The organism is Mucilaginibacter sediminis (assembly GCF_051903035.1).
In the GTDB taxonomy this organism is placed as follows: Bacteria; Bacteroidota; Bacteroidia; order Sphingobacteriales; family Sphingobacteriaceae; genus Mucilaginibacter.
Genome location: NZ_CP170602.1, coordinates 7255053 through 7268300 on the forward strand (window position 1 = coordinate 7255053; position 13248 = coordinate 7268300).

The following is a 13248-nucleotide window of genomic DNA, read 5'->3' on the forward strand; positions in this document are numbered from 1 at the left end:
AACGAATGTCGTCATCCGAATTGAGTTATCGAATCGTGCTAATGCGATAGCTGCATGTATTTTCTTTGCAACCGCATGAAGGTCTTAGCGGCTTACAGCGCAAATACCTCAATTTCTGGTTTAGCTAATAAATTACTCTTGAGCTTTATAAATTTTTGAAAAACCGCATATTTCATTCAATTCATATACAAAACGGTGTGGGTTTTGCACTGTTACCCACCAATAGGCGAAGCAATATAGGTTATATTTCTGTTTCCATACCACGACCTTAAGTAATATAGGCCGCAAATTTTTTTGGAAGTACAAGCTGTATTTTGTTTTTTATATAAAACTTTTTCCACAATTCTTAAAATGTAAATCACCCTAAAAAAGGTCAAAATTTGTTACTGATTTGTAATTTCCTGATAATTACATTTTAACTACTTTCTGTATCGGCAAGTAAGCCATCAAAAAATAAATTCTATCTGCTTTTAGGTTTCTTAATTACAGTAAATTACCTGGTTTTTGCCGGCTTCTCATTTTGCAAGGATGATTGGATTTTTTCGAAATCATCATTAAGAATATGTTTTTAATTTTTTGTTAATCAATAAGGTATATGAATATGCTGGTATTGATTATCGGTATGCTGTAAATCGATTTTTTAAATCACGAGATATATTTCTTATGACGCCCGGAAACAAAAATGTTTATATTGGTATGTTATTTGGGTAAGCAGGTTCGCCACCAACTCATTAACGACTTAACTTTCAAAAAATAAATTCGATGGGGCATCAGTTACCAGGCCTTGCCAAACAAGAAGGCAGAGAGGCGAATATCCCCAAAAACTGCTGGCTTGTTGTGGCTGTCGATAGCAAATATGTTAAACTCCTGATAGCAATTTTATTGCTTATTGTACCAGAGTTTTGCCCCGCCCAAGAGGTAAAGGAGCAATTGTACACGCAGCCAGCTCACCACCAGGTTGACACATCGCGTATTAAGGCTTTATATCAATTAGGCCTTTACTATTTATCGCATTATAATCAAAAAAATCATTTAGATAGTGCGCAGTTTTATTTGAACAAAGCACTCGTGATGGCTAAAGTAGCATACCGAAGCACAGATGCAAGCAGATATAATTTGCAATTGGGTAATGTGTACCTGGCACGCAATAATATGCCTGTTGCAGAAAAATATTACGCCCTGGTCGCACAGGCACATGAAGCAAAGCTGGAAACTACTAAGCAGGCCCAAACCTGGGTAAAATTCGGTGCAAATGTGTTAAATAAAATGACAGATACAGGTAAAAGAAATTCTGAATCAGCAGCCGAAACTGCCGAATTATATTTTAATCGCGGTATAAAGATACTGCAATCCGTGAGAGATACTGCGGCTCTTATTAAGATGGAGATTTATATAACTATGTCTTATCATGACGGAGGCTATCGTCAGCGTTATAGGAAAAGATTTATAGATATCATTAAAAAATTTGAAAACTCCCGTTTTGCTGAAGTTAATATACTGTATGCAAATTTATCGGTGGTTTACAGGAATGAAGGTAATAATAATATGTCGCTTTTTTATTTGCTGAAAGCGATGAACCGCATGGAACGGTTACGCGATACAGTTAATAAAGATGTGCTATATGGCGAACTGGCACTGATTTATGACGAACTGGGCCAAACAGATCAAAGCATACAATGGTATAAAAAAACATTAGCGTTACGTGAAAATATACCTAACACATCACCGGCGGGTTTATATCGTACGGTTGGTTTTTTGGTGCTTAACCTCAACAAACAGGGGCGCAGTTCCGAAGGGCTCAGCTACATTATAGATCTGGAAAAAAGGCATCCGCCTAAAGATGATAATGTAAAGGGTATGGCCGCCCAGGTAAAAGCCTATTGTTATGATGGGCTTATGCAATATAAGTTAGCCGAGAAATACTTCCTCCTAATGATGGCTTATTACAGAAACTCCGATGTTCCTTACCTTCCGGCCTATGGCATGTACGATATTGCCAATTTTTATGTACAACAAAAAAAATACAGCAAGGCGGCTTATTACCTGAAAGATTTGCACGAGGGGAATTTTAATTTATCCCGAGAAAGGGATATCAATTTGATGCGTTTTAAAATTGATTCTGCTGCTGGGAAAACCTGGTCTGCTATTAAATATTTTCAACAGTATAAACGGTTGAACGATTCGATTTTTAATGCCACAAAAAGCGGGCAAATAGAAGAATTGCAAATAAAATATGCCACCGAGCAGAAAGAGCGCGACCTCGCATTTGTTACCAAAGACCGGCAATTACAGTATGAAAAGGCGAACCACGCCACCAACGCACGCAATATTACATTGATAGGCATAGGTTTGCTTTTAATAGTTATTGGCTTACTTTATAATAGTTATCGCATCAACCAAAAAAAAACTATTGAGATAGATCGTAAGAATAAAGAACTGAACCAATTGGTGAGTGAAAAAGATAGTTTATTGGAAGAAAAAGAATGGCTGATAAAAGAGGTTCACCACCGGGTGAAAAACAACCTGCAAATAGTAATGAGCCTGCTTCAGCGGCAATCGTCGTTTATCAATAATAAAGAGGCGCTGGCAGCTATTCGCAACAGTGAACACCGCATGAATTCTATCGCGCTCATCCACCAAAAGCTTTATCAGTCCAATAGTTATATGCTGATAAAAATGATCGATTATGTTAACGAGTTAGTTACATACTTGCAGGAAAGCTTCGATCTGGGAAGCCGCATAATATTTGAGAAACAAATTGACGATGTTGACTTTGAAGTGAGTATGGCAATTCCTATAGGGCTGATTTTGAATGAGGCTATCACGAATGCAATTAAATATGCTTGTGAGAGTCATCGGCTTTGTTCTGTAAGGATCATGCTTAAACAGACTGACCAAAATGATTATCTGTTGGAAATTGCTGATAATGGAGCGGGCCTGCCGGCACATTTCAATTTAGATGAAATCAATTCTATGGGATTTAATTTAATGCGTGGTTTAACTAAACAGCTCGGAGGAAAGCTGTCAGTAATGAACCAGGATGGTTTGGTGATCAGATCAGTAATTCATAAAATGTAAACGGTTAAAACACAAAACCTGACAACGATATATCGTTGGAGCAACTATATATCGTTGCCCAAAGATGAAAATTTGGGGGTTTTACGCGCTGATAATACCAAATTTGATGCATAAACATAAATATCTTAGCTGATTACTTAAACAACTTCAGCCGAAGTATTGTGGCAGGGTTTCTGAACTTGAAACAGCTAAGATTTAAACTTTATGCAGTTAAATACTATTAAACAACGTAGATGGCCAAGCTTCTGATTTCTTATCTTTTATTAATTCTGACTTGTGCTTTTGCTGAAGCTCAACCGCCAATTTCAAAAAATGCTAACTCCCTGTATCAATTATTGTCAAAAAGTAAACCGGATACGAGTAGGGTCAACTTGCTGATTAAGATTGGACGATTTGACAACGCTCATTCGGCACAACAACCTGCCTTGCCAGATAGTGCTCTTGCGGTTGCCGGTCGCGCCAACACACTTTCAGAAAAGCTTGGGTACACTGAAGGCGTAGGGTTAAGTTACCAAATTATGGCTCAGGCATTTTGCAATAAAAAGAATTTCAAGAAAAGCGATGATTTGATCGCCAAGGCAATCGGTGTGTTTTTAACTCATGAACTTTTTCGTGATGCAGCCGAAGCATATCTTAATAAAGAGGAGTTTTATTTGTCGGCCGGAGGGCATGATTACAAGGTGATGATCCGATATTATGAGCAGGCGCAAACCTTGTTTCATAAAGCAAATGCACTTGAGCGGGAGGGGGCCACCCTTGAGCGGCTGGGCGACTTTTATCAGGTTATCGATGATTTAGACAAATCTTTGGTAAATTTAAATCAGGCATTGATTGTATTCAAACAAGTTAAATACCCTTGTCTCCAATATACGTATGATCTGCTCAATTCAGTAAACATGCGAAAGAGCCGGTATCGGGAAGCGTTAAAATATGGGTTGCTCGCAGAGAGGATAGCACACGCAGTAAATGATACAAGTTTATTATTGTGTACCATTTATACCAGAATAGGAACTACGTATTTTGTAATCAACAAAAGCTATCAATCTGAAATTTACTTTAAGAATGCGCTAAAAATAGCCAGGAAGTATGGTGACCGGCCATCTATCCGGATCGTATTACAAAGCCTGATAGCGGCTTATGCCGCGGAGCACAAATACAAACAGGCACTTGAATTGATAAAACAAATCCGCAAACAATATTTTTCTGCAAACAACGAAGAGATAATACTTGACTATGCCGACTTTATATTGATATATACCGGCTTAACGGACTATCATTTGGCCCAGGTTTATTCCGATAAATTACTTAAGTCAAATTTTCTCTCGTTGGGGAGTTCAACAACGGTATATGCCTTGAATTCCCTAACCGGTTACTTAGTACAAAGTGGTCAATATGAGCGTGCAGCTGAGTATGTTCCGATATTTAGACGTTTAGCAATTCGTCTTGCTATGAAAAGAAAGGAGTATCAAGCTTATTTGATGGGCTTTAAGACAGACTCGGCGAAAGGAAATTATCTGTCGGCGATAAACAATTATCGCCGGTACTTTTTTTTGAAGGATTCTTTGTATGATATCACCAAAACAGGACAACTGGAAGAGTTGAAGATTCAGTATGAGACAGAGCAGAAAGAACAAAGCATTACTATTTTGAAACGAAATACGGTTTTGCAGAAAGATAACCTGGAACGGGCCGATATCATCCGGAACATCACCATCGCTGCATCGATCATCCTTGTCGTTTTTATCTTGTTATTGTATAAAAGCTATCGAGTAAATAAACAGAATAGCGTAGCTATTGATAAAAAGAACCAGACACTTAGCGAACTGTTGACCGAAAAAGAATGGTTGCTCAAAGAGATACACCATCGGGTAAAAAATAACTTGCAGATTGTGACCGGGCTTTTGCAACGGCAATCTGCTTACATTAATAACCATGAGGCATTGGAAGCAATTCAGAATAGCGAAAACAGGATGCATGCGATTGCGCTGATTCATCAAAAACTTTACCAATCGGAAAGTCTTGACCTGATCAGCATGCCAGAATATATCGAGGAAATGATTAGCTATTTAAAAGACAGTTGCTCGCTTCATAACCGCATTGTTTTCGAGAAGCATTTAGAGGCGATCAGTCTCGACGTGGCGCAAGCCGTTCCCCTGGGTCTTATTCTGAATGAAGCCGTCACCAATGCCATCAAATACGCTTATAAAGACAATGAAAGCGGTACCATTTATATTACGCTGGTTAAAAGTGAAGATGATACGAACCAATTGACTATTGCGGATAACGGGCCTGGGTTCCCGGAAAGTTTTGATTACAACGAAGTTGATTCCCTGGGGCTTAACCTGATGCGTGGGCTGTGCAAGCAGTTGGGGGCGACTCTTGAATTTATTAATGAACAGGGCTGTACAATAAATATTATCTTTAAAACTCAATTTTTTAGTAAAACTGCAGATCGTGGATAGAAAGAGTATACTTATCGTCGAGGACGAGTTTATTATTGCGGATGTTTTAGCCAATATTTTAAAACCGGCGGGCTACAAGGTTTGCGGCATCGCAAACAGTGTAAAAGAAGCGCTGGAATTGATTGAGGAGTTCAAGCCGGAATTTGTATTGCTGGATATTTATTTGAAAGGGAAGTTGACAGGTATCGACCTTGCCCATAAGTTAATGGAATTGAACATACCGTTCATTTATATTTCGGCAAATTCTAACCAACAGGTACTTGACTCCGCTAAGATGACCAATCCCTACGGTTTTGTTATCAAACCATTCAGGGATAAAGATGTACTCACGGCGTTGGACATTGCCGTGTACCGTCACGATAATCAGCTGGAGAACGGGTCACGACAAACTGCCCATTTACAAAAAAAAGCCGCAGAAATACTTTCATCGTCACAATCATGGGAATTGAAGATGCTTCAGATGGGCAAATCGGTACAGCCTTATATCCCTTTTGAATTTTTATCATTTGGCCTGGAGCAGAAGGAAAAGGAAGAATTTTATGAGTTAGGCTTTTCCCGGATCGGTTATGATGAATATCAATTGATAGGAGCCAATGAGCTGATGATGATAACCAGTAAAAAACTACATGAGTTAGCGCGGCTGAAAGCCAATGACCTGGTTGTACAAATGGCTACCTGGTACGACGAAATTGAACTGGAGGCGCTGTTCCAAGTACCGTCGCTCAAAAAGCTTTATATGGACAAATATAAACTACGCTCTCACCTGGCGCTACCGGTGGAATTGGGCCACGGGCAAACAGCTCACTATAATTTTTACAGCCGTCGTCCTGATGCTTATCAGGCTGACCATTTGTTATTATGTAGCCGCCTGCTGCCTGTTATCGAAAATTTTACAGCGAAGATGTTGCGCAAGCTGGATAGCCCACTCATATCCGGCAGTGAGAGTTATTCGACTAAACACCCTGCTGCTGTTTCGGCGCAGCCTAATCCTTTTACCGGTATAATTGGGAACAGTCACCTGCTTTTAACTGTTTTCGACCATGTAAGCCAGGTTGCTAAGGCAGATGCTTCCGTACTCATATTAGGTGAAAGCGGTACGGGTAAGGAGAAAATAGCCGAACGAATACACGCTTTGTCTTTGCGAAAAGATAAGCCGTTCATCAGGATCAATTGCGCCGCATTGCCCACGTCACTCATAGATTCGGAGCTATTCGGCCATGAAAAGGGGGCCTTCACCGGAGCCCATGAGCGGAAAATTGGCAGGTTTGAACAGGCTCATACCGGCACCATTTTTTTGGACGAGATTGGCGAGTTGCCTCTGGAATCGCAATCCAAACTCCTACGAGTATTACAGGAAAAGGAGATAGAGCGTATCGGGGGCCGCACGACCATCAAAACGGATGTACGTATCATCGCCGCTACTAATCGGGACCTGACTAAAGAAGTGGCGGAGGGACGTTTTAGGTTGGATCTGTTTTACCGCATCAATGTGTTCCCTATAGTCATGCCTCCACTGCGGGAACGGAAAGAGGATATCGCAGACCTTGCCAATCATTTTTTAGCAATTTATTCCCGAAAGATTGGCAAGACCATTCGTGGCATAGCTCCGCAGGTTATGGATAATATGAAACGGTATCACTGGCCCGGAAACATCCGTGAACTGGAAAACCTGATTGAAAGGAATGTTCTGCTTACCCGGGATGATATGATTACGAGCATGGTGCTACCTAACCTATTGGAGCAGCAACCGCAACCGGTCGTCATTGAGACTGGAGTGTCTACCATGAGCGACGGAGAGCGCGCGCATATCATGGCGGCGCTGAAGAAATGTAACGGGAAGATCTGGGGCGAAGGAGGAGCGGCCAGCTTGCTGAACTTGCCACCCACGACGCTTAACTCAAAAATGAAGAAGTTAGGAATCCGAAAAGATTTTGGAGCTTAGCAGGTTCACGTTTCAGGCTTTAGGTTGTTTCAATAGCTTACTTGCAGCTAACCACATGACCATCAGTAGACCCGGAACCAGTACGGAAACCAGTCCGAACTGTTTGGCCATTACCGCTCCTGACAAACAGCCGACCAAAAAACCGACAATCAGGACGAGCTGCTTTCTGAAGCTGACCCATATTTCATTGTCTGCAGGATTAATAGTCAGACCTCTTATTAAGTCAAGCGAAGCCTGTGTAACGTTTCCGGTCATAACCGTGGTTAAGCCATAGGTAGCTTTATTATACAATTTTCCAAAGGTATTCTGAAAAGCCATGGCTATGACGATAAGTACGACGATAATTTGCACCTGCCAGCCGCCTTCCTGCCCTTGATCTAATAGCGTGGCCGATAATAGCCCGCTGATAATCAGTAGCAGGCTTTCCAGGATGAGCAACAGATACATATTGGCTGATTTTTTGCCTATACGGCCGCCCAGCATTACGGCCAGCACAAAAACAGGAAAGGTGAGCAGCTTTTGCCAGTCATGCGGGTTATTATGCTTAATAAGGTCGTAAGCAAACACAATAAAGTTGCCTGTAACATGGGCCGAAAATAATTCGCCTGCGGCAACAAAAGTAAGCGTATCACAAAACCCGGCTGCAAAGCATAGTAGCAGCGTTGTATTCCTAACCAATTTTTCAGTTTCCATCTTATTAATATTACCGGCTCAAAATTTCAGCGTAATGGTGCTGCCCGCCATTAAAATATCTTTACCGGGCCCGGCTTCTTTCAGGAAGTCGCCGGCGCTAAACCATGTTATTTCCTGCCGTAAATACAGGTACTTGTTTATGGTATATTCCAGCGCGCCCCCAAGCTGGCGGCCTATCTGCTTTGAACTACCTGCTTTACCGCTATAGATGACCTTACCATTTACCGCATAAAGCCCGTCATTACGGTTCATGCGCCAAAATAAATCGTAATCTGCCGAAAATACCAATTTTTTGGTCAGGTTAAACTGAAAGTAGGGGTGAGCATCCAGTAAGTTATAGGGCCCAATCAATGCTGCAAGACCAAAATAAGCGCCTTTGGGAAATAATGGATTGAACGTATTTAACCTGCCGTCGCCATAATTTTTATCCCCGCTGATAGCTTCCGTTTTTAATCCTATTTGTGGCTTTAGCTTGGTTTGATAAAATGTGTGCGAAATATTTGCTGATAGGGTCCAGGCCGAAATAGCGCCAGTTGCAAAATTACCAAACTGATAAAGGCCTTCCAGGTCATATTGCCAGTAAGGTGTAGTTCTCCATATTCGTGTACCTATGGAGTGGCGGGTTTCGGCACCTTTGCCGTCATCAAACGTAGCCGCCTTTTTATGGATGCCGAGGTAATAAATGTCGAAATTTTTGACTACAGGTATTTGGGTAAAGGCCCCGTAAGCGCCCCAAAACTGCGTTCCGTTGTTAAAGCCATCATCAAATATATTTGGTTTGGCAGGCACATAGTACGAGTAAAATACATCGAGTTTGAGATTTTTGCTGCCATACATCAGTTTAGCTGCATCAAATGCCTGCCTGTTATTTGGCGCTTCGCGTACCGCTACCAGGCGCTGCGATCCGTAGGATAATTCCTGCCTGCCAAGTCTAAGCGTTAAGTCTTTAGTCATCACGTCAACAAAGGCCTGGTGCAGGTCAAGCAGGTTTTGATCTACCGGCGACGGTTTTTCTGCCTCGCCGCTGGCCAAACTGCTTTGTAGCTGCACAAACGTACGAAAGTGCTTGCCGGCATGAAAATCCACATGCCCAAGGTACCGGGTTAAAATAAAGCCGTCTTTATCCGCTGGTGCGGCTCCCCAGTCCTGGTTGTCAAAATGAAAATATTGGTAGCGTACCTCGCCACCGAAACTGAGGTAAGCAGCTTTATCTTGAGACACAGACTGAAATTTTAACCGGTTGTACCAATTGGCTGATGTGTCTTTTGCGAGATACGTGTAATTTTCGTCGTATCGCAATTGTTTAAAGGAAGTTTCCTGCGCCAGGCAGGTGCAGGAAACTATACTGAAAAATAGGGCAGCAATGGCTTTCATAGGTGTAAGGATATAGAGCGGTTTGAGCGATGAGTTTAGAAATAGCTAATTTTTGTTATTCATTGTTCGCTAAAGAATCAATAGTGGTGCCTTATTGGTAATTATTTAAAAATCAATTGTTTGTGTTTTGACGCTGTGGAGGTTATCGCTTTATTTCGGAGTCTGTCCGGTTTTTCTACGAAATAGCGTTGTTGCCCAAGGCAATATTGAGTTAGCAGATAACCATTAGATTATCAGGTAATTTAACTACATATCGTTAATAGGGGGCGGAAATTGCGACATGTCGTTTTTTTATTGGCAGTCGTAATGCTACAAGTATTTGATTTTTAGTTATTTACATAGATGGAATAGCGCTTGTCATTGATAAAGGAAATAATTATGACATGAAAAAGCACTCTCTTAAAAAATTGAACTCATCCCTAACCAACTGGGTGATCCGCCTCCATCAAATTGGATACACCGACGATTTTTTACCATTAAAAAGCGGCGAGGTACAATGCGCCCAAAACGGTGAGAACTTTGCCATCAAGGACCTGCGCGTCAGTTTGATTGATTGTAGTTATGACATGCTTACCGGTTCCTATCAATATATCCATACCATTGATACCCAGGTTGGCTATCGTGGGTTGTTAATTACCAACAGAATATTAGGACTAACCAATTAACATATGATGATAGCCGGCAAACCTACTAACGGCAAAATGGATTGTGTTACCTTATTTCGTTGCAAAACTTGGCCATTTTAACGACATACCGCCAATGAGATATATCGGTAGAAAATAAGTTATTGATTTTTAGAGTGTTAGATAAGTGGCTTTTGGATTGCACCAGGTGGTTCATAACAAATATCATAAATTATGAACACGTTAAACCAAAAAATAGCCATCGTCGCCGGCGCGGACAGCGGCATGGGTTATGCTACGGCAAAACTATTTAAAGCAAAAGATGCAACCGTTTTAGTTACCGGCAGAAATTCGTCGACGATTAACAAGGTAGCATCAGCGTTAGCGGTAACCGGTTACAAATCACGCCACCGAGATCTAAACTCCCGTAAATCTTCTTTTATCACCGGTACAAAAATCCCCATCAACGATGGTTTTTTTGTCAACCCGGTAGTGCAATAAATCTGAACCAGTTATGAAAAAAATTAATTCAAAAACCGTGGTATTTATTACCGGCGCCTTTGTAAGTAGTGATTGCTGGGCCGAATGGAAAAGCTATTTTGAAGAACGAGGCTATGAAACATTTGCACCGGCCTGGCCATACAAAGATGCCCCCGCCTGCACATTGCGCCAGCTACACCCTGATGCCGATGTTGCCAGCCAGCGCCTGGATAAGCTGACCTCTTATTTCAGGGACTTTGTGAAGGCACTGCCGGAAAAACCCATCTTGATTGGCCACTCTATGGGCGGCCTTATCACCCAGTTATTGGTGCAAAACGGGCTGGCAGCAGCGGGTATCACCATTCATTCGCTTCAGCCGCAGGGTATATTTACTTTCAGGTTCTCCTTTTATAAAGCCGGCTGGCCCGCGCTGGGTTTTTTTACCGATACCCGCAAAACCTACCTGATGTCTTTCCCCGAATGGCAATATGCTTTCACAAATGGTATGCCTTACGAAGTACAAAAGGATGCTTATTACAAACTATTGGTGCCGGAGTCGAAGCTGCTGGTGCGCGATGCCACAACGGCTGCTGCCAAGGTGGATTTTGCGAAGCCGCATGCACCGCTCCTTTTTCTCTCTGGTAGCCAAGACAATTTCATCCCGGCCTCGCTCAACTATACAAACTATAAAAAATACAGCCATGCCCAGTCTGTGGCCGATTACAAGGAATTCCCCGGGCGAAACCATTTTGTGTTGGGCCAGCCGGGCTGGCAGGAGATAGCAGAATATATTTTAAACTGGTTAACAAAATAATAAGACCATGAAAAAATTACTAACCTTATTGTTCCTGGTAACGTTGCTAACAGCCGCAGCTCAGCAAAAAGCCGACCTGATAGTTTACAACGGAAAAATAGCGACGATGGCCCGTCCGGGCGAATTTAAACAAGCGATTGCTGTGAAAAATGGCTTAATCCTGGCGACAGGCAGCACCCAGGCTATCTTTAAAACCTATAAAAGTAATTCAACTAAGCTGGTTAATGCTGCCGGCAAAACCGTTATTCCGGGACTGAATGACAGTCATATGCATGCAATCAGGGAAGGCCTGAACTTTAATATGGAGCTGCGATGGGATGGCGTTAAAACGCTTAAACGCGCTATGGAAATGCTGAAAGAGCAGGCCGCCAGGACACCGCCCGGGGCCTGGGTGAAAGTGGTTGGCGGCTGGAATGAATTTCAGTTTGCCGAAAAAAGACAGCCTACTATAGACGAGATCAATGCGGCGGTGCCGGATAAGCCCGTATTTATCACTTACTTGTATGGCAAAGCTTTTTTAAATAAAAAAGGCATTGAAGTGTTGGGTTATGATAAAAACACCAGCTATCCCGGCAGTATAGTTGAACTGGACAAGGATGGCAACCCTACGGGGCTTTTGTATGCCAAAGAAACCCCGATGGCTATTTACCGCACGCTGGCACTCACCGGCAAACTTACGCCCGAAGAACGAGTTAACAGTTCTGAACATTTTTACCGCGAGATTAACAGCTTCGGTATCACCAGTGTTGTAGACGCCGCCGGCGGATCACAAAATTATGATGCCGATTACCATGCCTCATTAGCGCTGGCCAAGGCTGGGAAGCTAACTGTACGCACCGCCTATTATTTATTTGCGCAACAAAAAGGTAAGGAATTAGCCGATTACGAAAAATGGATAGGGCAAACTTATCCAAATAAGAATGAACATATCCTTATGGCCAATGGCTATGCGATGGAAGGAGCCGGTGAAAACCTCATCGCCTCGGGTGCCGACTTTGAGAACTTTCTGGAACCGCGCATAATACTGGCCCCGGAAATGGAAAGCGACCTGGAGCCGGTTATCCGGTTATTGGTTAAAAACCGCTGGCCGTTTCGCCTGCATGCCACCTACGGCGAATCCATTGACCGCATGCTGAACGTGTTTGAAAAAGTGAATAAAGACACGCCTTTTAATGGCCTGCGCTGGTTCTTTGACCATGCCGAAACCATCACTGATACTGAACTGGCCCGTGTAAAAGCGTTGGGCGGGGGGATAGCCGTACAGTTCCGCATGTATTATCAGGGCGAACTATATAACAAAATGTACGGACAGCCTAAAACCCAGTTGCCACCCATCAAAAAAATGCTGGCCATGGGCATTCCTGTGGGTATGGGCACCGACGCGCCTCGTATTTCAACCTATAACCCATGGATGGCCTTGCATTGGTTGCTAACCGGTAAAACCATTGGAGGTATGCAATTTTGGCCAAAAGACGAGGTGCTGGATAAGTTCACTGCCCTAAAACTTTATACCTCAGGCAGCGCATGGTGCTCGGGTGAGCAGGACGTTAAAGGCAAACTTGTGAAAGGTATGTATGCCGATATGGTCATTCTTTCTGACGATTATTTTAGCGCAGCTCCAGAAAAGGTAAAGCATATTTCGTCGCTGATAACCATTGTTAACGGCAACATAGTATACGCTGCTGGTAAATATGCCGCGCGATGCCCACCAATACCGCGCGCAATTCCAGATTGGTCGCCAATTAATTATTACGGAGCTTACCAAAGATAAAAACCAAGTTC

At 42.5% G+C, this 13248-nt stretch carries 9 protein-coding genes; 7 read left to right on the top strand and 2 right to left on the bottom strand.

Features of this window, described 5'->3' with window-relative positions; all coding sequences use genetic code 11:
- The first annotated feature begins 762 nt into the window (after positions 1–762).
- From ACFGVS_RS30265 to ACFGVS_RS30275, 3 genes are all read left to right on the top strand, one after another.
- A complete protein-coding gene (locus tag ACFGVS_RS30265) occupies positions 763–3078 on the top strand; it encodes a histidine kinase dimerization/phosphoacceptor domain -containing protein (RefSeq protein WP_439696832.1) in 2316 nt (771 codons plus the stop codon).
- A gap of 233 nt (positions 3079–3311) precedes the next feature.
- Complete coding sequence (locus tag ACFGVS_RS30270; protein WP_439696833.1) at positions 3312–5540, top strand: histidine kinase dimerization/phosphoacceptor domain -containing protein; 2229 nt, start codon at positions 3312–3314, stop codon at positions 5538–5540.
- On the top strand, positions 5533–7482 hold the full coding sequence (locus ACFGVS_RS30275; protein ID WP_439696834.1) for a sigma 54-interacting transcriptional regulator: 1950 nt from the start codon (positions 5533–5535) through the stop codon (positions 7480–7482). The genes ACFGVS_RS30270 and ACFGVS_RS30275 overlap by 8 nt, the downstream gene beginning before the upstream one ends.
- Positions 7483–7494: 12 nt before the next feature.
- Here the strand turns inward: ACFGVS_RS30275 and ACFGVS_RS30280 are convergent, their stop codons facing one another.
- Positions 7495–8175: a YoaK family protein gene (locus tag ACFGVS_RS30280; RefSeq protein ID WP_439696835.1), complete on the bottom strand. Its 681-nt coding sequence runs from the start codon at positions 8173–8175 to the stop codon at positions 7495–7497.
- Positions 8176–8193: 18 nt separating this feature from the next.
- A complete protein-coding gene (locus tag ACFGVS_RS30285) occupies positions 8194–9549 on the bottom strand; it encodes an alginate export family protein (RefSeq protein ID WP_439696836.1) in 1356 nt (451 codons plus the stop codon).
- A gap of 383 nt (positions 9550–9932) precedes the next feature.
- Here ACFGVS_RS30285 and ACFGVS_RS30290 point away from each other — a divergent pair, with 383 nt between their 5' ends.
- The 4 genes from ACFGVS_RS30290 to ACFGVS_RS30305 all read left to right on the top strand — a co-directional run bounded on the left by ACFGVS_RS30290 (position 9933) and on the right by ACFGVS_RS30305 (position 13237).
- Positions 9933–10214, top strand: coding sequence for a hypothetical protein (locus ACFGVS_RS30290; RefSeq protein WP_439696837.1), 282 nt, complete (start codon positions 9933–9935; stop codon positions 10212–10214).
- Positions 10215–10406: 192 nt separating this feature from the next.
- Positions 10407–10673 (top strand): SDR family NAD(P)-dependent oxidoreductase, encoded by a 267-nt coding sequence (locus tag ACFGVS_RS30295; RefSeq protein ID WP_274208879.1) that lies wholly within the window; start codon positions 10407–10409, stop codon positions 10671–10673.
- 13 nt (positions 10674–10686) lie between these two features.
- A complete protein-coding gene (locus tag ACFGVS_RS30300) occupies positions 10687–11466 on the top strand; it encodes an alpha/beta hydrolase (protein WP_439696838.1) in 780 nt (259 codons plus the stop codon).
- A 7-nt stretch (positions 11467–11473) separates the two neighbouring features.
- Positions 11474–13237 (top strand): amidohydrolase, encoded by a 1764-nt coding sequence (locus ACFGVS_RS30305; RefSeq protein ID WP_439696839.1) that lies wholly within the window; start codon positions 11474–11476, stop codon positions 13235–13237.
- The last annotated feature ends 11 nt before the right edge of the window (positions 13238–13248 follow it).